This window comes from Natrinema pallidum DSM 3751, from assembly GCF_000337615.1.
Classification (GTDB): domain Archaea; phylum Halobacteriota; class Halobacteria; order Halobacteriales; family Natrialbaceae; genus Natrinema; species Natrinema pallidum.
On the sequence record NZ_AOII01000091.1, the window covers coordinates 86,456 to 109,354 of the forward strand.

General features: G+C 65.6%; 21 protein-coding genes and 3 pseudogenes. 14 read left to right on the top strand and 10 right to left on the bottom strand.

The genetic code is table 11. The annotated features are described in order from the left end of the window. Positions 1 to 66: 66 nt before the first annotated feature. A complete protein-coding gene (locus C487_RS16060) occupies positions 67 to 1,344 on the top strand; it encodes a glycosyltransferase (protein ID WP_006186880.1) in 1,278 nt (425 codons plus the stop codon). Between the two features lie 198 nt (positions 1,345 to 1,542). Here C487_RS16060 and rqcH read toward each other — a convergent pair whose 3' ends face one another. Then, positions 1,543 to 3,708 carry a ribosome rescue protein RqcH gene (gene rqcH / locus C487_RS16065; RefSeq protein WP_006186881.1) on the bottom strand — a complete coding sequence of 722 codons (2,166 nt, stop codon included), beginning with the start codon at positions 3,706 to 3,708 and terminating at the stop codon, positions 1,543 to 1,545. Between the two features lie 280 nt (positions 3,709 to 3,988). Between rqcH and C487_RS16070 the strand changes: the two genes are divergently transcribed. The 3 genes and pseudogenes from C487_RS16070 to C487_RS21575 all read left to right on the top strand — a co-directional run. Further along, entirely contained in the window at positions 3,989 to 4,633 is a 645-nt protein-coding gene (locus tag C487_RS16070) for a hypothetical protein (protein WP_006186882.1), read from the top strand. 90 nt (positions 4,634 to 4,723) lie between these two features. Beyond that, entirely contained in the window at positions 4,724 to 5,077 is a 354-nt protein-coding gene (locus C487_RS16075) for a hypothetical protein (RefSeq protein ID WP_006186883.1), read from the top strand. Beyond that, positions 5,074 to 5,285: pseudogene (locus C487_RS21575) on the top strand (ZIP family metal transporter); the annotation flags it as partial. The gene C487_RS16075 and the pseudogene C487_RS21575, both read left to right, overlap by 4 nt. 455 nt (positions 5,286 to 5,740) lie before the next feature. Here C487_RS21575 and C487_RS22085 read toward each other — a convergent pair. Continuing rightward, positions 5,741 to 6,388 (bottom strand): annotated as a pseudogene (locus C487_RS22085) (GNAT family N-acetyltransferase); the annotation flags it as partial. Positions 6,389 to 6,433: 45 nt separating this feature from the next. After that, positions 6,434 to 7,321: pseudogene (locus C487_RS22090) on the bottom strand (tRNA uridine(34) 5-carboxymethylaminomethyl modification radical SAM/GNAT enzyme Elp3); the annotation flags it as partial. Positions 7,322 to 7,473: 152 nt separating this feature from the next. On the opposite strand from C487_RS22090, the gene mbhE reads away from it, so the two are divergent. The 7 genes from mbhE to mnhG all read left to right on the top strand — a co-directional run bounded on the left by mbhE (position 7,474) and on the right by mnhG (position 13,690). Beyond that, positions 7,474 to 9,906 carry a hydrogen gas-evolving membrane-bound hydrogenase subunit E gene (gene mbhE, locus C487_RS16085; RefSeq protein ID WP_049908209.1) on the top strand — a complete coding sequence of 811 codons (2,433 nt, stop codon included), beginning with the start codon at positions 7,474 to 7,476 and terminating at the stop codon, positions 9,904 to 9,906. Beyond that, complete coding sequence (locus tag C487_RS16090; RefSeq protein WP_006186886.1) at positions 9,903 to 10,367, top strand: MnhB domain-containing protein; 465 nt, start codon at positions 9,903 to 9,905, stop codon at positions 10,365 to 10,367. The genes mbhE and C487_RS16090 overlap by 4 nt, the downstream gene beginning before the upstream one ends. Then, positions 10,364 to 10,717, top strand: a complete 354-nt coding sequence (locus C487_RS16095; RefSeq protein WP_006186887.1) for a sodium:proton antiporter — start codon at positions 10,364 to 10,366, stop codon at positions 10,715 to 10,717. The genes C487_RS16090 and C487_RS16095 overlap by 4 nt, the downstream gene beginning before the upstream one ends. Positions 10,718 to 10,790: 73 nt before the next feature. Beyond that, positions 10,791 to 12,440, top strand: coding sequence for a complex I subunit 5 family protein (locus tag C487_RS16100; protein ID WP_006186888.1), 1,650 nt, complete (start codon positions 10,791 to 10,793; stop codon positions 12,438 to 12,440). Continuing rightward, positions 12,440 to 13,045 (top strand): Na+/H+ antiporter subunit E, encoded by a 606-nt coding sequence (locus C487_RS16105; protein WP_006186889.1) that lies wholly within the window; start codon positions 12,440 to 12,442, stop codon positions 13,043 to 13,045. The genes C487_RS16100 and C487_RS16105 overlap by 1 nt, the downstream gene beginning before the upstream one ends. Beyond that, positions 13,038 to 13,328, top strand: a complete 291-nt coding sequence (locus tag C487_RS16110; RefSeq protein WP_006186890.1) for a monovalent cation/H+ antiporter complex subunit F — start codon at positions 13,038 to 13,040, stop codon at positions 13,326 to 13,328. Before C487_RS16105 ends, C487_RS16110 begins: the two co-directional genes overlap by 8 nt. Continuing rightward, positions 13,325 to 13,690 carry a monovalent cation/H(+) antiporter subunit G gene (mnhG, locus tag C487_RS16115; protein ID WP_006186891.1) on the top strand — a complete coding sequence of 122 codons (366 nt, stop codon included), beginning with the start codon at positions 13,325 to 13,327 and terminating at the stop codon, positions 13,688 to 13,690. The genes C487_RS16110 and mnhG overlap by 4 nt, the downstream gene beginning before the upstream one ends. 5 nt (positions 13,691 to 13,695) lie before the next feature. On the opposite strand, the gene C487_RS16120 is transcribed toward mnhG, so the two are convergent. From C487_RS16120 to C487_RS16145, 6 genes are all read right to left on the bottom strand, one after another. Next, positions 13,696 to 14,190 carry an SHOCT domain-containing protein gene (locus C487_RS16120; RefSeq protein ID WP_006186892.1) on the bottom strand — a complete coding sequence of 165 codons (495 nt, stop codon included), beginning with the start codon at positions 14,188 to 14,190 and terminating at the stop codon, positions 13,696 to 13,698. Positions 14,191 to 14,395: 205 nt separating this feature from the next. Beyond that, positions 14,396 to 14,848, bottom strand: coding sequence for a response regulator (locus tag C487_RS16125; RefSeq protein WP_006186893.1), 453 nt, complete (start codon positions 14,846 to 14,848; stop codon positions 14,396 to 14,398). 96 nt (positions 14,849 to 14,944) lie between these two features. After that, the gene (locus tag C487_RS16130) at positions 14,945 to 16,501 is read right to left on the bottom strand and encodes a DUF790 family protein (RefSeq protein ID WP_006186894.1); all 1,557 of its coding nucleotides are present in this window, start codon (positions 16,499 to 16,501) and stop codon (positions 14,945 to 14,947) included. Positions 16,502 to 16,532: 31 nt separating this feature from the next. After that, positions 16,533 to 17,534, bottom strand: a complete 1,002-nt coding sequence (locus C487_RS16135) for a ComEC/Rec2 family competence protein (protein WP_006186895.1) — start codon at positions 17,532 to 17,534, stop codon at positions 16,533 to 16,535. A gap of 153 nt (positions 17,535 to 17,687) precedes the next feature. Next, positions 17,688 to 18,083 (bottom strand): OsmC family protein, encoded by a 396-nt coding sequence (locus C487_RS16140; RefSeq protein WP_006186896.1) that lies wholly within the window; start codon positions 18,081 to 18,083, stop codon positions 17,688 to 17,690. Positions 18,084 to 18,221: 138 nt separating this feature from the next. Beyond that, complete coding sequence (locus tag C487_RS16145) at positions 18,222 to 18,665, bottom strand: FxLYD domain-containing protein (protein ID WP_049908210.1); 444 nt, start codon at positions 18,663 to 18,665, stop codon at positions 18,222 to 18,224. Positions 18,666 to 18,811: 146 nt separating this feature from the next. On the opposite strand from C487_RS16145, the gene C487_RS21580 reads away from it, so the two are divergent. After that, a complete protein-coding gene (locus tag C487_RS21580) occupies positions 18,812 to 19,006 on the top strand; it encodes a hypothetical protein (protein ID WP_083864639.1) in 195 nt (64 codons plus the stop codon). An 86-nt stretch (positions 19,007 to 19,092) separates the two neighbouring features. On the opposite strand, the gene C487_RS16155 is transcribed toward C487_RS21580, so the two are convergent. Then, positions 19,093 to 19,818, bottom strand: coding sequence for a metal-dependent hydrolase (locus tag C487_RS16155; RefSeq protein WP_006186898.1), 726 nt, complete (start codon positions 19,816 to 19,818; stop codon positions 19,093 to 19,095). Between the two features lie 396 nt (positions 19,819 to 20,214). Between C487_RS16155 and C487_RS16160 the strand changes: the two genes are divergently transcribed. Beyond that, a complete protein-coding gene (locus C487_RS16160; protein WP_006186899.1) occupies positions 20,215 to 20,478 on the top strand; it encodes a hypothetical protein in 264 nt (87 codons plus the stop codon). Positions 20,479 to 20,568: 90 nt separating this feature from the next. Next, a complete protein-coding gene (locus C487_RS16165) occupies positions 20,569 to 22,776 on the top strand; it encodes an OB-fold nucleic acid binding domain-containing protein (RefSeq protein WP_006186900.1) in 2,208 nt (735 codons plus the stop codon). The last annotated feature ends 123 nt before the right edge of the window (positions 22,777 to 22,899 follow it).

The following is a 22,899-nucleotide window of genomic DNA, read 5'->3' on the forward strand; positions in this document are numbered from 1 at the left end:
ATGGCAGAGTTGTGAACGTTAAACAACATATGAAGGTTTATATTACAATCGTTACAAGCCGGGAGTATGGTCGCCCTCCATCGATACCTCCTAACCACTGGTATCGTTGCCTGCGTTCTCGCTCTCACAGCACTCACACTGATGGCCGATTTTCTCGCCATCGTTGTCATCGGACACGCCCTTCCGTTCCTCAGTGCCGTCTTCGACACGCGTGTTTGGCTCGCGGTTGCTGTCGTGACCCTCACGATCTCGTTACTGTTGTATCTATCGTCGCTGTTTCGGGAGGATCCCGACGCGCTGGTCCATTCGGGCCGATCCGTCGAGGCGCTGGTCCCCGTCCACGACGAACCCGAGGTACTACACCGCTCAGTGGAACGACTGGCAGCCTCGACCTACGAGGACCTCACCATCACAATCGTCTGCGAACCGGATGATCACACCTCTATCGATCGGGCTGACGATTTGGCGGCCGACTACGAGTGTGTCCACTCGATCCAGAATCGTCGGTCGGGATCGAAGGCAGGCGCGCTCAATGATGCCATCGAACGGAGCGATGCCGACGTGATCGCGATGTTTGATGCCGATCAAGAACCCCACCCGGAGCTAATCGCCCACGGGATGGCCGCGTTACGAGACCACGACATCGCGCGGGTCCGAAGCCTCCCCCGACCGACTGGCCTCATAGAATCGATAGCGTACTACGAGTATCTGCTCCTCTTTTTCCTGCCACAGAAACTCGCTCGCTCTCTGTTGGGGCTTCGCATCGTTGGAAGCCGCAGCGTCCTCGTAGAGCGATCGGTCTTCGATGAGGTGGGACGGTTCGACGAGGGAGCGCTGACCGAGGATATGGACTTCACCCATCGGTGTCACCAGGCCAACCTCTCGATCCGAGAACTATCGTACTATCCCTGTTTCGAGGAGGCGGCGCACACGTTGCGGGACTGGTGGGGACAGCGGGTTCGCTGGATTACGGGCCATCTCTCTATTTGTCATGGCCACGTCGACGACTGGCGCAATCTGTCCGACCCGGCGTACCTCAGTTCGCTCCTGTCACTCGTGGGGACGTTCGTTGCGGGGGTTGTCCTCTCGGTAACAGTCCCGAAACTCATCGTAGCGACGCTCTCGTATCCCGGTTTCGTCGCTGCGGGGTTGGCTGGTATCTACGGCATCGTACTCACAATCCGCGCCATCGACAACTACGCCGCCGGCACCGAAGGGTTCGATCTCGCGTGGCTACTCATCCCGGTCACACTGACGCTCTACGGACTCGTTGTCGTGCAAGTCATCGTCAGCTATGCCCTCGGGCGGGAAGTCAACTGGTACCAGGTGGAAAAACACGGCTGACCGACGCCGACTTCGTTCGGACAGTTCTGATTGCTCGCACGGAACCAGAACACGAGATACTCCGACAATCGGTCCGCGTTTCGCTCTCGATTGACAACCACCCCCACCTTCAAGCGGAGGAATCCCGGTTGGGATATTACGGTTTGCAGACTGGTGTGAACCGTCCGCTCTCGCGGTCGAACAGGAAGACTTCGGACCTCAGTCGTCCGCGATCCGGCTGCCACCCGGCGGCATAAAGTGCTGAATCCGGTCCGGACTGGCGATCTTGCGGACAAACGTCTCGTCCTCGAAGCGATCGCGGAAGCGCCGATAAAGCCGTTTGGCCGCGTCCGCCTGGGCGTACCGCCCGGGCTCGAGTTCGATCGTCGTCACTGCCTGCCCCTCGATTGCCGACGGCGGGCCGCCGATGACGCGGGTGTACGGTTCGCACTGAATCCCGACCGCCGCGCCGACCGCCGTATCGCGGTAGTAGGTCCGGTCGCCCCGGATCGCGAACCCGCCTTTCTCCAAGTACTCGCCACTCTCGGGGGTCTTCGAAACCTGATCGGAGTCGACGGCGTAGACGTCGCCCGCGTAGCGGCCGTCCTTCCAGACCGACGAGTAGGAGACGGCGAACTGCGCCGCTTCCGCGACGCTCGACTCTGGGAGGTCGATGTCGCTCGAGGAGGCCTCGCTGGGATCGGTCGCCTTCAACACGGTGACGGGACCACCGTGGGCCTGCGTGTGAAGGACTTTGTCCCCGGGCTCGAGGTATTTCTTTACCAGTTCCTCGTTCTGGTCGGCGTTGCGGCCGCCGATCACGAGGTAGCCGTCGCTGGTGTGGAACCAGCGGAAGCGGTCGAACCAGGGCTCGTTCTCACGGATCGGAATGGATGGCTCCGAGAGCCAGTCGCGTTGGCTGTCTTCCTCGTCCTCGTCGGCCTCCGCTTCGTCCGCGCCACCGCTCTCGTCGTCCTCCCACTCGTCGCGGCGTCGCTTGGCATCCTCCAGGTCGTCACGGGTGTTTTCGATGGCCGCGAGCGCACCCTCTTTTTTCTCCTCGACGCGCTTGGCCTCGGTGTAGAGTCGATCGGCGTTCTGTTCGACGCCCTGCTGGGCATCGAGGCTGATCCGCTCGTCGTCGATATCGACGGTGACCGTGCCATCGCTGCCGTCGACATCGACGACGGCCTCGGCGGCGTCGATACCCTGCTCGGCCCCCTCCTCGAATCGGTCCCTGATGTCATCCCACGAGCGATCCCGTTTGCGAGCCCCCAGGATCGTCGAAAGGATGTCGTCGACTAATCCGTACTCCGCATAGAGGAGTTCGGCCTGCTCGCGCAACGACTCGGCCTCCTGCTCGAACCCCTCGATCGCTCCCTGCTGTTGCTCGATGATGCGCTCGTGTTTGGCGATCTCCGACTCGAAGTCGGGCCGCTGGTCGGTGGGATCGGGCTCTTCCTCCTCCGCGAGCTCCAGTCGAAAGAAGTAGTCGTCGAGCGCCGAGAGGAACGAGTCGTAGGGCTCGCCGTCGAGATCCTCGTGTTCCTCGAGCGGGAACGGCGTGACGTCGACAACGTGGGCGTCACCGCCTTCGGGTGTCCCGTCACCGTCCGCATCGTCGTCCTCGTCGTCGGTCTCGAGATAGAGACGGGGATCGAAGTTGCCGTTCCGGATGTCGAGCGCAAGGCGCTCGATGGTCTCGTAGAGTCGATCGTAGACAGCCTCGTCGGCGTCGTCGATGTCCATCCCCTTCTCGACGCCGGCGCGGGTACACACCTCCTCGGCGTAGAGGCCGCCGAAGTTCAGTTGAGTCGCAAGCGTCCGAACTACGTCCGTATCGGAGTCGTCCATCTCGTGGTCGAACGCCTCCCGAGAAACCGTCAGCGGGTTCGTTCGAGTGTCTGGGAACTCGTAGCGCGAGCCCGGAACGACAGTTCGGGACTTCAGGCGGACCGTCTCGAGGCAGTCGATCACCTCGTACTCGCCGTCGGTGACGGCGACGTTACCCTGTCCGAACAGTTCGACGATGATCCGGGTCGTCCCGTCGTCGCGCTCGAAGATGAACTCGAGGATGCGGTCGAACTCGTACTGCTCGACGCCCGCGAAGTCCGCTCCGGACAGTCGGTTCCGGAGCATCATCGCGAACTGCGGCGGCCGACCGGGGGCGTCGGGCACTCGCTCGGGGGCGACCGTGTGGGCCCGCTTGACCTCGCCGACCTCGAGGAGCAGTTCCATGCGGCCTCGATCGAAGTCCCGCATCTTGAGCCGGACGAGGTCGTCGCCGTAGAGGTACGCTTTGTCGACCTTCGCTCCCTCGTAGGCACCGAGTTCCCCGACGAGGGCGGCGAGATCGACGCTGGTGAGCTCCCGCTTTGGATCCATACCACACACTGCCCGGTCCGGTCAAAAAGACGTGTCGCTCCGACGCGCATACGTCCGCCCGACGATCGACAGTCCCGCTCGACGACTCGCCCCCGAGTGAGCGCGTCCGCCGACTCGCACGGCCTCGAGACGCCGCCGAGGTCGGAAAGCCTAATCCGTACCAGCACCCAGAAGGAGCCATGCACGAGGCTACCGGTGGTGCCACCCGCGAGTCGACCGGATCGATCTCGGGTGACGGACAGGGGTACCGATCGCACAACCCCCACGGGGGGCGGACCGTATGAGCGCGGGCGATGACCTCCCGTGGGAGAACGTCTCCCGGTTTCCGGACTTCCTCGAGCACCTCGAGGGGCAGGGCGGTGCCACGGTCAGGGGGATCGTCGACCGGATCGAGGCGGACATCGATATGGACGGGGTCGTCTACCACGACCGCGGCATCCGATCGCCGGGCTACGATGCCACCTTCGTCCCCGAGCCGGAAGGGGATCGACTGCGACCCGCGTTCAGCGTCGAACTCCATACCGTCGGTCCACGCAGCGTCTGGGCCGTGTTCGACGCGACGCTCTCCTGGGACTTCTATCTGCTCGAGTCGGCGGGCATCGCGGCGATCGCCTGGGTGAGCGACGAGGAGTACAACGCCGAGGAGGCCGGGATGTTCATGTCGAAACACGACGCCCTCGCCGCGGGTCGGTTCTCCTTTGGCACCTTCATCTACGCCGACGAGGACTGGCAGGAACAACTGGCACTCATCGAGGGCACCGACACGCCCGCCTTCCTCCAGCGCGACGACGGCAGCACGCTCGTGCCGACCAGCCAGTCCGAGTTCTACAACGTCGTCAACTCGACGCCGACGGAGTTCCGCACCAACGGTGGCGGTGCGCCCGCCCATCTCGGTCTGCTCGAACTCGAGGTCACGATCGACTGACGGCGGCCCCTCGGCCGGGACGCGAGCGGCGGGGCCGGCTTCGACCCACCCGATCCGAAGGACTATCCTATCAGCGCTCGAACCACTCCTATGCTCTCACGAGAGAACCGAGTTCTCGCCGTCGCCGTTGTCCTCTTTTTCGCCGGGCTGGGCGTCGGACTCGTCCTCGAGATCGAACACCTCCTCTTCGGCGTCCTCGTGATGGTCGTGATCCCGATCCTCGGACCGCAGTTGTATCTCGCGGCGACCGACGGCAACGACGAGTTCGCGCCGCGAACTCGCGTTCGAACCGCAGTCGGGGTCAGTCTGTTCTTGCTGCTGTCGTTTATCGGGGTCACCGACGGGACCGATCGGACGCTCGTCGGCCTGCTTGTCGCCGGACTGCTGATCGGCTATCTCGCGTACGAGGGCGTCGGCGGTTACCGGAGGACGCGTGACGTCTAGTCGCACTCCCACTCCGGTGTACTGATCGAATCAGCCACCGCGTCTACGACGGCCCGCTCGGCCTCGCAGCGGGAATCATGATCGGGCTGCCGTCTTCATGCTCGTCCGTCCCGGCCTCGAGTTGGGCTCGCCGCTCGAGGTTGCCGCCGGCCTCCTCGCGGGCGGCCGCTTCCTGCTCGTGGTCAACGCCGTTCTCCCGCACCGACACGGGATACCGTACTCGCGGTCTGAGACGGCCCCACACGCTGTCTCCGATGGCGGATCGCGTGACACGGAGTGACTGGCAAGCCGACGGTCTCCCCGTGGCTCTCAGGACCGCCGTGTTACCGTCGTCACGTCTCCCGCATTGCTACTCGAGACGGTCATCGGGACCGAACGGCGAAAAGGATCCGGGTGACGAGCGCGCCGCAACGGTCGCCCCAGGGGACTGAGCAACCGGATGGCGGAATCGGCGCGCCCGAACGGGACAGTGCGGTGTGTCGCTGTCGAAGTGGGGGGGGAGTTGACAGCGTGCCGACGATCGTCGGCATCGGATAGTTGATCCGTCCCCACTATAAATTTTCTGCCATCCGTTGCGAATGAAATGGGGGGCGGCGATGAACAGCTGCGAGAGTTCCACGCCGGATGTGCGGACTCGACGCCGGGACGATCGACTCTCCCGCGTCAGAGTCGTTTGCTGACGTACGGTCCGTCCTGATGATAGCCGAGCTTGTTCCGGTAGTACTCCCGCGCGCCGATGCCGGAAATCACGCTGACCTTGTCGTAGCCGGCGTCGGCCGCGAGGTCCTCGGCCCGTTCCATCAGCTGACGGCCGTAGCCCTGGTGCTGGTGTTGGTCCGTCTCGCCCTCGTCACCCATCGCGACTTCCGACCCGTACACGTGCAGTTCGCGGACGAGCGCCGCGTTCTCGAGTTCCGGTCGAACGGGATCGTCCGGGAAGCGAAGCCGACAGAAGCCGACGAGGAGGTCCTTCTCGAAGTCCTCGACGGAGATGAAGTGTTCGGTGCCGCCGCAGGCCTCGTACCGCATCACGTCGAGATCGACGGTTTCGGGTTCCTCGTCGTGCATCCCGGCCTCGCGACAGCGGATGCACTCACACTCCCAGCCGTGTTCGTCCATGCGCTTGCGCGCGAGTTGTCGGAGGTTCGACTTCCAGACGCCGGCGTCGATGAAGTCCGCCGGGATGTCCCGCTGGACGCGCTGGAGCCGCGTATACCGGGGGATCATGTCCTTGATCTCCGCGATCAGATCCGCCGCTTCGTCGTTCGAAAGGGGCTCGTACTCGTCTTTGTGCCACCAGTCGTAGGTCTGTCTCTTATACACATCTCTGATGNAGAGATGTGTATAAGAGACAGTGTGGAAGCCGACCTTGAACGCCGAGTCGCGCAGTCGCTGGTTGGCATCGATCGAGGCCTGCGCGCCGTGGCCGCGATGCATGTCGCGGTTGATCCGCTCGTAGGTCGTCTGGACGCCCACTTCGACTTTGGTGCCGCCGAGATCGAGCATCCGGTCGATCTGTTCGGGGTCACACCAGTCGGGCTTCGTCTCGAACGTCGTCCCGATGTTACGGATGTCCGCGGTCTCGTTTTCCGCGATGACGTCCTCGAGGTATTTCCACTCGTACTCCTCAGGGTCCTCGGCGAAGCTAACTCCCTGTGCCGGCTCGGGTTCCTTGTCGACGTCGTAGTCGTTCATCGCCTCGAGGGCTCGCTTGACGAACCACTCCTGATAGTCGTGGCTGCGGGCGGTCATCGTCCCGCCCATCAGGATGAGTTCGACCTTGTCGACGGGGTGGCCGATCTGGCGTAGTTGCTCGAGTCGCAGCGTCACCTGGCCGTAGGGGTCGTACTCGTTCTGGACGCCGCGGGCGGCGGCGGGCTCTTCGCCAGTGTAACTCTGCGACGAGGAGAACTCGGAGTCGGGGCCGCCGGGGCAGTAGAGGCACTTGCCGTGTGGACACCGCTCGGGCGAGGTCATGATCGCGACCGGCGAGACGCCGGAGGCCGTCCGGACCGGCTTGCGCTGGAGCACGGTCTCCAACTCCTTCCGGTGCTCCTCGGGCGCGTAGTCCAGCAACTCGGAGTTCTTCGGTACCTTGGGTGCCGAGTGTTCCGAACAGGCCTCGAGTTTGGCTTTCTCGACCTCGTCACGCTCGACCTCGCCGGCGAGGATCCGCTCGACGAGCGTTTCACAGACCCGCTCGAACGCTTCGGTTTCGGTCGGTTCTGGCGTCTCGGTACTCACTACACGTGATTCGTCGCCGTTCGCGAATAAGCGTGTCGGACTCCCGGACCGATCGCCGATTCGCGCCGACGCGCGTGCGTCGATTCCGTACAGTCGCGGCTTCCGAAAGGTAATCGTTTAAGGGTAGTCTCCCCCTATCCTCGGCGTACTGAATGTCTCCCGACCTGGCGATGGTTATCGCCGCGGTCGCGTTACCGTTCGTCGTTGCAGCACTCACGCCGGTCGTCTTTCGCGTCCTCGGGGAGGGAACCGGGTTCGCCGGGACCGTCGTGGCGCTCACCTCGTTCGGCCTCCTCGCGACCCAGTATGGGACGAACGGGACCGTCGGACTCGAGTGGGTCCCCTCTCTCGACCTCGCGCTCCGGTTCTACGTGGACGGCTGGGCGCTGCTGTTCGCGATGTTAGCGTGTGGTATCGGCGCGCTGATCTTCGCCTACTCGCCCGCATACATGCACGGCGAGTCGGGACTCGTCAGGTACTACGCCGCATTGCTCGCCTTCATGGGCTCGATCGTCGGCGTCGCGCTCGCCGCCGACCTGATCGCGATTTTTCTCTTCTGGGAACTCACCAGCCTCGCATCGTTCGTTCTCATCGGCTATTACACCGCGGACGACTCCTCGCAGTACGCCGCCCGGATGGCCATGCTCATCACCGTCGGCGGCGGCCTCTTCCTGCTCGTCGGCCTCCTCTTGCTCTCGCTCGTTGCGAGCGATGTCCTCGGTCCCGGCGCTGCGTTCAACCTCGCAGCGATGCTCGAGAGCCCCGAAACGATGCAATCGGCCCTGCGAGAGCGGGGGTTGTTCCTCCCGGTGCTCGGACTGCTCGCGATCGGTGCGGGGACCAAGTCAGCGCAGGTTCCGCTCCACTTCTGGCTGCCCAACGCGATGGCAGCCCCGACGCCCGTCTCGGCGTTCCTCCACTCCGCAACGATGGTCAAGGTCGGCGTCTACTTCATCGGCCGGGTCCGCCCGATGCTCGTGAGCACCGAGTGGCTGTTCCTCTTCGCGACGCTCGGCCTGACGACGATGACGGTCTGTGCGATCCTGGCCGTCGCATCGACGGACATCAAGGAACTGCTCGCCTACTCGACGGCGAGTCATCTCGGGCTGATGGTCGCCGGCTTCGGCTTTACATCGGTCTACGGCGCGGAGACCGGCGTCTTCCACCTGCTCAATCACGCGCTGTTCAAGGCCGCGCTGTTCCTCGTCGCCGGCATCATCGCCCACGAGGCGGGGACGCGAGAGATCGACGAACTCAACGGGCTCCGCCACGATCTGCCGGTGACAGCGGTGATTACGACCGTCGTCGCGCTCAGCATGGCCGGCATTCCGCCGTTCAACGGGTTCTACTCGAAGGAGCTCCTCTTCGAGGCCGCCGTCGAGGCGAGTCACCACCACGATATCGGCCTGCTGGGCTGGCTCTACCCTGCCGTCGCCGTCTTCGGCAGCATCTTTACCGTCCTCTACTCGCTGCGATTCCTCTCGCTGTTCTTCGGCGAGCGACCCGAGGCGCTCGGCCACGTCCACCGTCCGCCCGTCACCATGCTCGTCCCACCGGCCGTACTGGCGCTGCTCGCCGCAGTCATCAGCGTCGATCCCCAACTCGCCGTCGACGCCATCGTCCAGTCCGGGCTCGAGGCGACGGCGGTCGATCCCCACGAGATGCACGTCGGCCTCCCGACGTCCTACTCGCCCGCGCTGGGGATGAGCGCCGTCACGATCGGCGTCGGGCTCGTCGCGTACCCGTCCTACGGCCGGCTCCACGACGCGATCCGATCGGTCCCGCGGGCAGTACCGCCGATCGGAGCGAACTGGTGGTACGATACCGCCGTCGACGGCCTCAGCGACGAGGGGCGGGCGTTCGCCGAAACGGTCCACGACGGCACCCTCCGGACGTACGCGACGTGGACGCTGGCGGCGACCTGTACGCTCGCGCTCGCCGGCTTCGTCGCGGCCGGTGCCATCGCGCCGACCGAACTGGGCGTCGAGGTCTCGCTTGCCATCGCGCTCGTGTTGCTCGTCGCGGTGATCGGTGGCGTCGCCGTCGCGACGGCCGAGTCACACATCGCCGGCGTGCTCACCCTCTCGATCCTCGGCTTCATGGTCGCTATCTTCTACATCCTCGCGAGCGCGCCCGACCTCGCCTTGACCCAGCTCGTCGTCGAGACGCTGGTGCTCGTGATCTTCCTGCTCGTGATCGAGGAGATCCCCGAGCGCTACGAGGTCGAGATCGGGACGGTCGCCCGCGACGCCGTCCTCTCGGTCCTCGTCGGCGCGACCGCGTTCGTCACCGTGCTCGTCACGACCGGGGCCCGCCCCGACGGCTCGAGCGAGATCGCTCGTGCCTACGCCGAGCAGGCCATTCCGCGGGGCGGCGGGGCCAATATCGTTAACGTCACCCTCGTCGACTTCCGTGGTTTCGATACCCTCGGCGAACTCGCCGTGATCGCACTCGCCGCGATTTCGATCCTGACGTTGATCGTCATGCGCGACCGCGACGGCGATCGAACCGCGATTCGCGACGGCGACGAGCTGACCGGCGATGAGCCCGCGGTGACACCCGCCGACGGAGGTGATGACGAATGACGACGGTTATCATGCGCACGACCGCTCGAGCGATCGTCCCGATCATCCTGGTCGTCGCCATCTCGCTGTTCTTCGACGGACACAACCTCCCAGGCGGCGGTTTCATCGGCGGCGTGCTCACGACGACGGCGTTCGCGATCGTCTACATGGGATTCGGGCTCGATTTCCTGGAGCGCGGAATCCTCGGCCGCGATGTCGACCCCGGCAAGGAGCCGTCGCGGGACCGCGTCGTACTGGCGTATCGTCGCCTCTTCGCCTACGGCTTCGCGCTCGCCGTCGCCAGCGGTCTCGCGCCGCTGCTGTTCGGCAAGCCGTTCCTCACGCAGACGTTCGAGATGCTCGAGGGGGTCCCGATCTACGATCATCTCGAGGTCGCGAGCGCGCTCGCGTTCGACTTCGGCGTCTACTGCGTGGTCGTCGGTGGACTGCTGACGATCCTCTCGGTGGTGGGAGCCGAATGACCGGGGTCGTCCTCGCAGCCACGATTGGCACGCTCTTTGCCCTCGGGACGTTCCTGCTCTTGCGCCGGGACCTGATCCGGGTCGTCTGGGGGTTGGCGATCATCAGCCAGGCCGCGAACGTGTATCTGCTGGCGATGGGCGGGATCGCACCGGCCACCGCCGAGTCGGTCCCGATCCTCGCGGGCCACGGCGAGCACGTCCCGGAGACAGCCGATCCGCTGGTACAGGCGCTCGTGTTGACCGCGATCGTGATCGGGTTCGGCATGACCGCGTTCGCGCTCGTGCTGTCGTATCGGGTCTACGAGGAACACGACACGCTCGACGTGACTGAACTCGGTGAGAGCGAATGACGACAATGGCGACAGCGACGACGATGCTGAGTACCCGAAACCGGACGCCGACGGCGACGACGGGTGAGCGCCGATGACGGCGACGCCCGTCGGCACGGCATCGACGCTCGTGATCGCACCGATGCTGGTCGTCCTCGTCGCGGCCGCCGGAACGCTGCTGCTCGGCCGGCATCCACGCGCTCGGACGGCCGTCAGTCTCGCCGGCGGAGCGGGCTACGCGATCGCGGTCGCGGCGATCGACTGGTATATCGTTCTCGCGCCGGACGCACCCGGAATCGCGACGTATCAGGTCGGCGACTTGCCGGCCCCCTTCGGGATCACGCTCGTCGCCGACGGCCTGTCGGCGTTCATGCTCACGATGGTCGCGATCCTCGGTATCGCGTCGCTGGTCTTCTCGACCAGACACCTCCCCGGCGGCGAGGGACGCAGTTACTACTTCCCGCTCTTTCACTTCCTCGCGCTGGGCGTCACCGGTGCTTTCCTCACCGGCGATCTGTTCAACCTCTTCGTCTGGTTCGAGGTGATGTTGATGGCCAGTTACGTCTTCGTCGCCTACAGCGGCGGCCCCCAGCACACCCGCGCGGCGTTCTGGTACGTCACGCTCAACCTGCTCGCCAGCGCCGTCTTCCTGCTCGGCGTCGGCGGCATCTACGCGACGACGGGGACGCTCAACATGGCCGACCTCGCACAACGGCTCGCGGAGCCGGCGGCCTACGGCCTCGATCCCGTACCGGTCGTCGGTCTGCTGGGCCTGTTGCTGTCGGTGTTCGCGATCAAGGCCGGCCTCGTCCCCTTCCAGTTCTGGATTCCGACCGCCTACCGGGCTGCGCCGCCCCAGATTACCGCCCTCCTGGCGGGGGCGACGAAAAAGGTCGGTATCTACGCCATCATCCGACTCTCCTTTACGATCTTTGCGGGTGCGGAGGTCGCCGTCGACCTCCCGCTTCCGCTCGTCGGCGTTGCGATCACCGGCGACTCGCCGTTGCCGTTTGTCGGCGCAGCGCTGTTCGTCATGGCGGCCGGCAGCATCCTCCTGGGCGGTATCGGTGCCGTCGGCCGCGACTCCATGGAAGGGGTCTTCGCGTACTCGAGCATCGGCCAGGTCGGGTTCATCGCGATCCCGGTCGCGATCGCGGCGACGGCGGCCGGCCCGGAGCTACGCACGTTCGCGATCATCGCCGCACTGGTGTACGCGCTCAACCACACCCTGGCGAAGGGGCTGCTCTTCCTCGCAGTGGGGACGGTCCGGTCCGCGACGGGGACGAGTCGCTTTGCCGACCTCGGTGGGCTGGCCAAGCGGTCGCCGCCGCTGGCACTCGCCGTGTTCGTCGGCTCGCTCGCACTCGTCGGTATCCCGCCGCTGTCCGGTTTCTTCGGGAAGTTCCTCGTCTTCGACGCCGCCGCTCGAGCGGGCTCCGGCCCCGTTCTCGTCCTCCTGCTCGTCGGTTCGCTGTTGACGATCGCCTACGCGACCCGCCTCTGGAATCGGAGTTTCTGGGGCGCACGGACGGACGCCGTCGAGGCCGCGACCGTCGACCCCGTTCAGATCGCGATCCTCGTCGGCCTTGCGGTCGCGATCATCGCGGTCGGCATCGGCTTCGAACCCGTCTACGAATTCGCGGAAACGGCCGCCGAGGCCGCGCTCGATACCGAGGGGTACGTCGACGCAGTCGATCCGCAGACGGCGAGTGAACTGGCTGGCTCGAACGGAGGTGGACACTGATGCGAGTCCGGACCTGGCCGGTCGTCGGCGTCGTCTTCGCCGTTCTGTGGGTGTTCGTCGTCGGACAGCCGCTGACACCCATCTCGCTCGTCCGCGGTTTCCTCTCGGGACTGCTCGTCGGCCTGCCGGTGGCGTTCGTCTTCCGGCGGCTGTACGGCAAGCACGTGAATCTCGGGCGCGGGGTTCGGGCGCTCCCCTACGCCGGGCTCTACCTGGGTGCGTTCACCTGGGAACTCCTGCGGGCAAACCTCGACGTCGCCTATCGGGTGCTCTCGCCCGGCATGCCGATCGAGCCGGAAGTGATCCTGGTCCCGCTGCGGGTCGAGTCCGACATCGCGATCACGGTCATCGCGAACAGTATCACGATCACGCCCGGCACCGTGACGTTGGACTACGACGAGGAGACCAACGCGCTGTACGTCCACGGCGTCAACGGCCGCCACCCCGAGGCGATCGCCGACCCGATCCGCACCTGGGAGGACTACGCCCTCGAGTTGTTCGATGAGGACGCATCGCCGTCGGACCCGCCGCCGGACATCGTCGTCTCCGGCGGGGAAAGAGACAGGGGGCCGGATCGCCAAGCGGGGGGTGTCGGCGATGACTGAGAGCGATCCCGCCGTCCTCGAGACGGCGATCCACGCCGCGTTAGTCCTCGTTAGCGGGCTCTGTGTCCTGTGTGGCTATCGCGTGATCCGCGGGCCGACGAACCCGGATCGCGTGGTCGCCCTGGACGCCATCGCGACGAACGTCGTCGCGATCGCGGTCCTGTTCGCCCTGCTGACCGGCCGGGGGCTGTTCATCACCGTGAGCCTCGTGCTCGCGATCATCGGTTTCATCGCGACCGTCGCCGTTGCCAAGTTCGTCACCGACGGCGAGGTGATCGAATGATTCACACGGCCATCGTCATCGCGCTGCTCGTCGTCGGCGTCTTCTTCCTGACCGTCGGGACGATCGGGCTGTTACGGCTACCGAACGTCTACAACCGGATGCACGCCACGAGCAAGCCGACGACGCTCGGCACCGCCGCGATCTTCCTGGCCGGCTTCGCGGAGTTCGGCCCGGGCAGCGAGGGGCTGACCGCGCTCATCGGGATCGCCTTCCTCTTCCTGACGGTCCCCACCGGTTCGCACATGATCGCCCGCGCCGCCGAGCGGATCGGCATTCCCTTCCTGGGCAGCGTCACCTGGCCCGACCCGTCGGCGGTCGACCGCTCCGACCGCTCCGACGAGGCCGAGTCGACCGACGACTAGAGGCGTCAGCGTTCGAACTCGCGCTCCCGGTTCCGCTCTCGTTCCCGATCGACGGGTCGGTCCGGTCGACGCTGGTCTCGAGCCCGCGCCCGAGCGTCCGCGAGCGTTTCGGTATCCAGCAGCCGCTCGAGTTTGCGCTCGAACTGTGCGTCGGTCAATTCGCCCGCGGCATAGCGCTCGCGCAGGGTCTCGAGTGCGTCGCGAGCAGCGGTGTCGGAGTCGGTCGGTGCCGGCTCGGGGCTCCGTTCCATCTCGTCCGTCTCCGGGGCGGTCCGTTCCGGCTCGTCCTGGGGCTTTTCGTCGAACAGCATCCCGACTATCGGTACGACCGCGATGTAACCGACGAGCAACGCCGCGAGCCACCAGTCCTGACCCGTGACCATCGCACCGAGCCAGATCGCGGTGACGAGCAGCGACGCGATGCCGGACGCGTGCTCACGAAAGCGAGTCGATAGCTGCTCCCCGGTGCGATCGGAACCGGTCCCCTCGATCGCATCCATACGGCGACTTCGTGTCGGGACCGCAAATACGTTATCGGGCCACGGTTTCGTCGGCCGGCATCACCTGCCTCGGTCGGACCCGTCACCCTGCAGGCGAAACGGCTCGCGAAACGGTCGCCTCGAACGCGGCCGAACCGAACTCGACGGAGATGGGTGACGAACGGAACGCGACGGTCCCGCTCCCATCGGGTTCCGACGGGAGTCATTACGACAGGACCGGCGGCAGCATCGCTTCGTCGAACCAGAACGCCTCGACCGCACGCCCGATATCGGCGAACTCGCTGGGATCGGTCGGCTTCGTGAGATACGCGTTCGCAGCCAGTTCGTAGCTTCTGACGATGTCGTCGGTCGCCGCCGAACTGGAGAGGACGAGCACCGGCAACGAGACCAGGTCCGGATCGTCCCTGATCGTCTCGAGGACTTCGAACCCGTCCATGCCGGGCAGATTCAGGTCAAGCAAGACGAGATCGATACCCGGGCCGGACGTGGTCGCCGCCCGCTCTCGCAGGAACTCGAGGGCGGCGTCGCCGTCGGGGACCGCGTGGAACGTCGTGTCGAACCCCGCCGATTTGAACGCTTCCTCGATGAGCCGAACGTCGCCGGGATTATCCTCAACGAGCAGGAGAGAGCCGGGACCGGTGGAGAGGGACGGTGGCACTATCCGATCATCTCCACACGGGGATATAAGCCTGCGTACAAAGCACATTGGCTACGGGCCGCCCGCGGTCGAGTCGACGCCCGACCGGCGGAACGGTCACTCCCGTTCGACGAGCGTTCCGCCGGCCAACCCGTCCCACTCGACGCGATACCCCAGCCGCGAGAGCACCGCGCTCGAGTCGTCGATACCGGCTTCACCCAGGATCGTTTTGGCGTCGGCGAGTTCCATGCCGGGTTCGATCTCCTCGGCGAGCGCGTCGAGCACGGCGGGCCGAATCAGCGTTCGCCCGACGCGGTCGTGCTCGGGGACGGACGTGTCCGCGAGCGCGTCCGCACTCACGCCGTGGCGAGCGGCCAGCGTCTCCAGCGTGATCACGGCTTCGTCCGGCCGCAGTTCGTCGGGAAGCGCGGCCGCGCTCTCGGCGACGAACTGCCGCTCGTACTCCCGGAGGACGTCGACGACGTCTTTGACTCGTACCGTCCCGGAGTACGGGATCGCGCGGTGGTCGCGCGCGGCGATGTCCTCGCCCACGCCGAGGGACTCGTCGACGGCGACCAGCATGTCCACGTCCTCGAGCCCCGACAGCTGTGAGAGTTTCTTCGCGACGTACTCGGGCGTCCAGAACCCCATGATCTCGAAAAAGAGGCGGAACTCGCCGTGGGCGTACTCGAAGGCGAAGTCCGGGATCATCACTCGCGTTCCCGTCGCGAGCGGCTCGGGCTCGCGGACGAGGTCCCACTCGAGGTCGAGGTTCGAGAACCGAGCCGCGAAATCGGCTTCGACGCTACTGTCGAACGAGACATCGGCCACCGGATCGGCGTCGGGGACGCGGATCGGGTCCTCGTGTGAAAGCGAGAGGGTCCGGTCGGTCCCGCGGTCGTCGATCGTCGCTGTGAGCGACCACTGCTCGCTCGTGGCGACCGTCCGGAGGAGTCGGGCGAAGCGGGTCCCGTACCGGCGCGTCGCTCGAAAGAGATGGGTCGGGCCGGTGACGACGACCTCGCGGTCCGAACTCCCGGCCGCCCCGTCCGGCTCCTCGCGACCGGTCTGCCGGATCTCGTACATCAATCGCAGGCGCTTGATCGCCGAGATCAGCGCTTTCGGGTCGCTCGAGCGGACGCGAAGCTCGGTGGCGTCGAACAGCACCGTCTGCGCCAGCGAGAGGTTGTACTGGGCGATCAGTCCGTCGGGGTCCCAGCGCGGGTCGACCGCGGTCAGGACCTGGCGGTCCTCGAGGTCGGCGTAGAGGGCCGTCTCGAGATCGTCCGCCGAAATAGCGAGCGACTCGCTCGCACGAATCAGTGCCGCCGTGCGCTCGTCCTCGGTGACGACGCCGACCGCCTCGGCGGCCTCGAACGCGGCCCGGCGGGCGCGGTCGGGTTCGATCGCCGCATCGGTCTCGAACGTCGCCTCGCGCTCGAGCAGCGCCGAGAGCCCGCGTACGAGTTTGAAGTCGGCGGCGTCGCCCGAGCCGCCAGGCGTCCCGCGCTCGAGGTCGGTCAGCGCGGACTCGAGGGCGGCGCGCGGTTCGCCGACGTGACCCTGGTACGTGCCGATGACGCGAGCAGCGAGCGGGCGGTGGCTCCGGTCCGCGAACTGGGGCTGGTAGCCGCCGCCGGCCCGCGAGACGCGGAGCAGGTCCTTCGTCAGCATCGGGTTCGTGTCGGCGCGGCGTCGCCAAAAGTCACCCGGACGCCGGCGTCCGCGCTCGGCCGATGACCGGCGGTCGCTCGCGGGCCGACTGCGCGCCTCCGTCCCGCTCGAGCAGCACGCCCGGGTCGGTCGGTCCGTCGCGCTCCGTCTCGATCGCGGTGTCGGTTCCGTCGGTCGTCAACACGATATCGCCGTGGACGCCGGTCCAGTAGGTCTCGATCCCGCGGTCGGCGAAAGCCTGCAGGACCTCGTCATGTGGGTGCCCGTACCGGGAGTCGCGAGCGCTCGAGACGATCGCCACGGCCGGATCAACCCGCTCGAGGAAGGGCTCGCTCGAGGAGGTCGACGAGCCGTGGTGGCCCGCCTGGTAGGCGTCGGCCGCGAGGTCGTCGCCCCGCTCCGCGACCAGTCGGCGGTCGGTGCCGGCCTCGATATCGCCGGTCGTCAGGTACGAGACGTCGCCGAACGCAATCGCGAGCACGACGCCGTTCGCGTCGATGTCGCCCGTCCCGTCCGCGGGTGGGTTCAGAACGGTGGCCTCGAGATCGCCGTCCTCGAGCGGCAGCGTGTCGCCCGCTGCGACCTCGAACAGCGGCACGTCGTGTGCCTCGATCGCATCGAGATAGGCGTCGTAGGTCGCGGTGGTGTGGGGCACGCCGGAATCGTAGGCCGCGCCGACCCCGTCGCCGTCCGTCTCGAGATAGTCGATCACCTCGGGATGGCCGCCGATGTGGTCGGCGTGGCCGTGGGTCGCCACGAGATGATCGACCCGGTCGATATCGTGAGCCCGCAGATAGTCGATGACGGCCGCGCCGTCGTCGCGGTAGTCGCCCGTATCGATCAGGATCGTCTCGTTCGACGGCGTGACGAGGAGCGTCGAATCGGCCTGTCCCGCGTCGATGTGATGGATTTCGAGGTCGCCGCTGACGTCGCTCGGAGCCCGTTCGTCGGGACCGTCGAGACCGTCGAACCCGCTACAGCCCGCGAAGACGAGGAGTCCGGCGACTGCTACGACCAGCGCGGCTCGTCGCATCGTAGTCCGATCCGACGTGTCCCGTGGCTATGTCGGTTGTGGCCCGCATGCGGGCTCAACAGTCGAAGTTTCCAACACGTTTCGATCGAACCGACGCCGCGTCGCGGCCGGGTTCGTATCGCACGCACCTGGACCGCCCGTGTGCCGCCGACCTCAGAACGCGTCGCTCTCGAAGGTCGTGTCCGCGTGCAGGCCGTCTTTCAGCGCGTCGTGGACCTTGCAGAGTTCGAAGGCGCGGTCGATGATCTCGTCGCCGGTGTCGTCGTCCACGGCGGCCTCGACGCGGATATCAAACTGGACCGACTCGAGTTTGTCGTCGTCGTTGAGGTCGCCGTCGATATCGATCTCGATCCGTCCGAGGTCGTCGGCCCCACGCTGCTGGCCACCAACGCGCAGCGCCGGTACGTAACAGGCACCATAGGCAGCGAGCAGTGTCTCGAGCGTATCGGGGGCCGCCTCGCCGTTGGCGTCGACCGTCGTCTCGAAGTCGCGAATCTCGTTCGTCGCGCTGTACCCCTCATCGGAGACAGTGGTGACCTGCTTCGCCATAGCAGTCGAGTCCTCAACGGGCGGTGCTGTAAACGTTTGGTGATCGCGGGAGAGACCGGTCTCGATCAGGGTCAGTCCTATCGAACGTGCGTCTACTTGGAACGAATCGGCTGAATACCGCGGCTACCGAATCGACGCTCAGATATTGGTAACGTCTCCCTGAACCTCGTATTCCTCTACTCGAGATGGATCCTCTCCGAGGAACATCGCCTCAAACTCCCAAACGCGACCCGCGGCGAGGTCGGAGGTATTATCCAGACTTTCCTCGAATTGCACGCCGTCTGCATCAATGAAGTAGACCGAGACCTCCACGTATCCGAGCGTCTCATCGGAGACGTTTTCTACTTGTCCCCGAACCCCGGAACTGAACGAACCCTCGTTGTACCACTCGTGATCGAGGATTTTAATGAGATCGCCGCCGTCGCTTGCACCACCACTCCCGTTACTACTCCCGTCACCGTTTCCTGAGTCGTCGTTAGTCGTGTCCCCACTCTCACGATCCGTATCGTCGCTTCCACTACAGCCTGCGAGCGCGGTCGTTACTGCTGTCCCACCAGCTACCAATAATTTACGTCTGTCCACACATTCTCATTATTTGTAGTATTAATAAGACTGTTGGCCCGATTGTTTCAGCCCCGTACGTATGGGAAGAAGTCGTGGCACACCAGTTCAGATACCCTGCGTTTGCAGCGGCGTTTGTTTCCCCGATACGGGTATCTCGGTTGTATATGGACCCCATCAATAGACGGTCAGCGAACACACTCAGCATCGTCTCGACCCTGCTAGACAGCGCGCTGGCGTTTCGGCGCGGCCGTCGAAAGAGCGGCCTCCTGCTCCTCGCCGCAGCCGCGCTTTCGTCTCGAGTCCCCGGCCTCGGGACGGCCGTGTCGTTGTTCCTCCGGCTCGTTCGCCGGCTCCGATAGCTCGGGCAAGGATGATCGAACCGGGGCGACCGCGACGGCAAAAAAGAGCGCCGACGTTCGATGCCGTCGGCGCATTCGATCCCCGTCTACTCGAGTGTGAACGGTTCGTCGGCCTCGAGCGCGTGGACCTCGGTGTCGCTGCCGGTTCCGCGGACCTCGCTGGCGAACGCCGCGGGGTCCTGCTCGATCGGCGGGAAGGTGTCGTAGTGCTGCGGGAATGCGTGGTCGACATCGAGCCAGTCGACGGCGATCGCGGCCTGCATCGGGCCCATGGTGAAGTGGTCGCCGATCGGGACCGCGGCGGCGTCGGGCTCGAGGTACGGGCCGACGACCTCACGCATCTCGGTCATGAGCGACGTATCGCCCGCGTTGTAGAACGTCGTCGACTCGTCGTCGCTGACCTGCGTCGGTTTCGTATCCGAAACGACGAACCCGGCCGGCATCCCGCCGCTCGTCTCGTTTTCCGTCATGATCCCGTTCGTGTGGTCGGCGCGGGTCATGGTGACGTAAGCGTCGCCACACTCGACGGTTCCGCCGAGGTTCATCCCCATGCCGCCGACGGCATCCTCGAAGCCGAACTCCGCCTCGCAGTAGGAGACGAGTTCCGGTGTCGCGACCAGCGTCGCGTCCGAAAACTCGCCCGCGTGGGCGATGTGATCGGCGTGGCCGTGTGTCAACAGGACGTAGTCCGGCGTGTCGATATCGGACGGCTCGAGGTCGGTCTTCGGATTGTCGAAGAACGGATCGATCAGCAGATCGGTCTCCCCAACGGTGACGTGCCACGTCGAGTGGCCGTGCCAAGTGAGTTCCATAGCGACCGAGTGATTCGTACGAGAACACAATAAAGGTGGGCGAGGTCCGACCATGCCGCCGCGTATCGCGTCGACCCGTGGACCGCGTGTGGCTCCGTACTGTCCGCAACGACTGGTTTCCGACCGGCCTCGGACATGTACTATCACCAACTCTTATACGTTCGGTCTCGGAAGGAGCGGACGCCGCAAGCGAACTGACACACCACGCGTGCGGTCTGGGATCGTATTCCGGTCGGTTCCGGTGTACCGCAACCGCCCGTTCCGTTGCGATCGCCAGGCGGATCCACTCTCACCATTCGGCACCCAACCACTGCGAACCCCCGTGGCGTTCACGGGGTATCAGCACACTGGGCGGCGATGCCGTGGCGTTTTTTACCCGGGGGCCGTACGGCGACTATGCTCGCACTCACGCTCGAGGAGTTCATGCTGGAGCTCAACGACGGCGCGATCAAGAACGTCGGCCCGAACAACAAGGAAGCGACGGTCAAACTGTTCGATGTCGACACCGTCGAGGCAAGGGAGTTCGGTGACAAGCGCATCAAACTCGTCTTCGAGGACGAGGACGACAACGAAGTACAGGTCTCGCTGTTCCCGGAGGACGTTCGCCGGATCGCCGACGATATCGAGGCGCTCGAGGATGATTCGGCGGTTTTCGACTGACCGCGGGGCTATACCGCAGTTGTAACGGTGACCCGCGTCGCGAACGCATTTCGACAACCGTTTTAGGGCGAAACCGCTTGGTTCGAGTAGATGGGTAACTGTATCATCTGCGGCACACCCGTTGACGGCGAGATCTGTGAGAGTCACGAGGAGGATGCCGTTTTCGAATTTCGCGGCACGTCTGCCTCGCAGCTCACACCCGGACGCTACTACCGGGGAACCGTCGACGGCTACGCCGACTTCGGTGTCTTCGTCGACATCGGAGACCACGTCACCGGCCTGTTGCATCGAAGCGAACTCGACCAACGACTCGAAAGTCTCGACTGGGAACCGGGGGACGACGTCTTCGTCCAGGTGCTCGACGTTCGAGACAACGGTAACGTCGACCTCGGTTGGTCGATCCGCCAGCGCGAACGCGAGTTCCGCGGCAAACTGATCGAGACGGGCGACGACGAGTACCGACCCGAGGAGTTCGAGGACGACGCCGACGAGTCGGACGCCGAGACGACGACCGAACCCACCTCGTCCGAGGAGTCAGTCGCCGAACGCGACGAACCCACCGACGACCGAGCGGCGACGGCCGGCGAACTGCAGGCCGCCGCCGACGAAACCGAACGCGAATCGGAGACGGACGCCGTCGACGAGCAATCCCCGGCCGCGGAACCCGCCGGCTCCGTCGCGAGCAGCGGTTCGGTCGCGACCGAGTCCGCCGCCGCCTCGACGCCGGCCACTGACGCCGAACCGGACGGCGAATCCGAACCCGCACTCAAGCGCACGACCATCGGCTCCATCGAGAACCAGGTCGGTAGCGTCGTTCATCTCGAGGGCGAGATCACCGGCGTTCGCCAGACCAGCGGTCCGACCGTCTTCGAACTGCGCGACGAGACCGCCACCGTCGAGTGTGCGGCCTTCGAGGAGGCCGGCGTTCGCGCCTACCCCGATGTCGAACTCGACGACGTCGTCGCCCTGGAGGGCGAGGTCGAACACCACCACGGCGACCTACAGGTCGAGACCGAGTCCCTCGATATTCTCGAGGGTGACGAGCGAGACACCGTCGTCGACCGCCTCGAGAGCGCGCTCGAACGCGAGGCCCGGCCGGCCGACGTCGAGTTGCTGGCCGATCACGACGCGGTCGCGGCCGTCGAGTCGAATATCGCCGACGCGGCGACCGCGATCCGACGGGCCGTCATGGAAGCGCGGCCGATCGTCGTTCGCCACGGTGCGACCGCCGACGGCTACGTCGCCGGTGCCGCCATCGAGCGCGCCGTGCTCCCGCTGATTCGCGAGAAACACACCCGCGAGGACGCGGAGTATCACTACTTCGAGCGACGTCCGCTCGACGGCCGCGTCTACGACATGGACGCCGCCACCAACGACGTCACCTCGATGCTCGAGGCACGCGAGCGCCACGGCGAGCAACTCCCGCTCGTCGTCCTCATCGACGCCGGATCGACCGTCGAGTCCACTGACGGCTACGAACTACTCTCGCTGTACGACGCCGAGGCGCTCGTCATCGACGACAGCCGAGCCGACGACGAGGTTACCGACGCCGTCGGCGTCGATGTCGCACCGTCGCTAGCCGGCGTCGACGTCAGTGATGTCACCTCGACCGCGCTGGCAACGAACGTCGCAGCCCACGTCAACGACGACGTGCGCGACGATCTCGAGCACCTCCCCGCGGTCAGCTACTGGGAGGACACGCCCGAGGCGTACCTCGAACTCGCGACCGAAGCCGGCTACGACGAGACCGGCGTCTCCGAGCGCCGCGAAGCCGTCGCGCTCGAGGCCTACTATCAGTCCTACAAGGACAAGCGCGAACTCGTGATCGACCTGCTGTTCGGCGACGGCGACGAATCCGGACGGCCCCGGGACGGCGATCTCGCGGCCCACGTCTCCGAGCAGTTCCGCGACAAACTCGAGACCGAACTCGAGACGGCCCGCGAGAACCTCACGGTGGAAGGCGTCAACGGCGTCACCGTCTCCGTGCTCGACACGGACGCCTTCACCCACCGCTACAACTTCCCGACGACGATCCTGCTGCTGGACGCGCTCCACCGCAGCGAACGGGACCGAGCGGACTCGCCGTACGTCACGCTCGGCGTCGGCGATGACGAACTCCACGTCCGCGCGACGGCCTCGGTCAACGTCCGTGATCTCGGCGACTCGATTGCCGAGGCCGTGCCCAACGGCGGCGTCAGCGTCGTCGGCGGCCAGGACGGCCACGTCGAGTTCCTGCCCGGCGAACGCGACGCGGTCCGCGAGGCGGCGCTCGAGGCGCTCGGCGAGACGCTCGCGTAAGCCCCGCCTTCCTCCGTCGTCGACGATCGAACAGCGACGGCTCCGGCTATCTGTCCGTTTCGTTCGGCCGAGGACAAATATATACGGCAGCCTGTGGCCACGAATTTAGGTCAGCAGGTTTAA

What these genes read in the sequence shown, in the direction of transcription:
- C487_RS16060 (WP_006186880.1), top strand. Translation starts at nt 67, where the DNA reads ATGGTCGCCCTCCATCGATACCTCCTAACCACTGGTATCGTTGCCTGC.
- C487_RS16135 (WP_006186895.1), bottom strand. Translation starts at nt 17,534, where the DNA reads ATGCGACGAGCCGCGCTGGTCGTAGCAGTCGCCGGACTCCTCGTCTTC.
- C487_RS16130 (WP_006186894.1), bottom strand. Translation starts at nt 16,501, where the DNA reads ATGCTGACGAAGGACCTGCTCCGCGTCTCGCGGGCCGGCGGCGGCTAC.
- C487_RS16070 (WP_006186882.1), top strand. Translation starts at nt 3,989, where the DNA reads ATGAGCGCGGGCGATGACCTCCCGTGGGAGAACGTCTCCCGGTTTCCG.
- C487_RS16105 (WP_006186889.1), top strand. Translation starts at nt 12,440, where the DNA reads ATGCGAGTCCGGACCTGGCCGGTCGTCGGCGTCGTCTTCGCCGTTCTG.
- C487_RS16090 (WP_006186886.1), top strand. Translation starts at nt 9,903, where the DNA reads ATGACGACGGTTATCATGCGCACGACCGCTCGAGCGATCGTCCCGATC.
- C487_RS16140 (WP_006186896.1), bottom strand. Translation starts at nt 18,083, where the DNA reads ATGGCGAAGCAGGTCACCACTGTCTCCGATGAGGGGTACAGCGCGACG.
- C487_RS16160 (WP_006186899.1), top strand. Translation starts at nt 20,215, where the DNA reads ATGCTCGCACTCACGCTCGAGGAGTTCATGCTGGAGCTCAACGACGGC.
- C487_RS21580 (WP_083864639.1), top strand. Translation starts at nt 18,812, where the DNA reads ATGGACCCCATCAATAGACGGTCAGCGAACACACTCAGCATCGTCTCG.
- C487_RS16155 (WP_006186898.1), bottom strand. Translation starts at nt 19,818, where the DNA reads ATGGAACTCACTTGGCACGGCCACTCGACGTGGCACGTCACCGTTGGG.
- C487_RS16075 (WP_006186883.1), top strand. Translation starts at nt 4,724, where the DNA reads ATGCTCTCACGAGAGAACCGAGTTCTCGCCGTCGCCGTTGTCCTCTTT.
- rqcH (WP_006186881.1), bottom strand. Translation starts at nt 3,708, where the DNA reads ATGGATCCAAAGCGGGAGCTCACCAGCGTCGATCTCGCCGCCCTCGTC.
- C487_RS16165 (WP_006186900.1), top strand. Translation starts at nt 20,569, where the DNA reads ATGGGTAACTGTATCATCTGCGGCACACCCGTTGACGGCGAGATCTGT.
- mbhE (WP_049908209.1), top strand. Translation starts at nt 7,474, where the DNA reads ATGTCTCCCGACCTGGCGATGGTTATCGCCGCGGTCGCGTTACCGTTC.
- C487_RS16120 (WP_006186892.1), bottom strand. Translation starts at nt 14,190, where the DNA reads ATGGATGCGATCGAGGGGACCGGTTCCGATCGCACCGGGGAGCAGCTA.
- C487_RS16100 (WP_006186888.1), top strand. Translation starts at nt 10,791, where the DNA reads ATGACGGCGACGCCCGTCGGCACGGCATCGACGCTCGTGATCGCACCG.
- C487_RS16110 (WP_006186890.1), top strand. Translation starts at nt 13,038, where the DNA reads ATGACTGAGAGCGATCCCGCCGTCCTCGAGACGGCGATCCACGCCGCG.
- mnhG (WP_006186891.1), top strand. Translation starts at nt 13,325, where the DNA reads ATGATTCACACGGCCATCGTCATCGCGCTGCTCGTCGTCGGCGTCTTC.
- C487_RS16095 (WP_006186887.1), top strand. Translation starts at nt 10,364, where the DNA reads ATGACCGGGGTCGTCCTCGCAGCCACGATTGGCACGCTCTTTGCCCTC.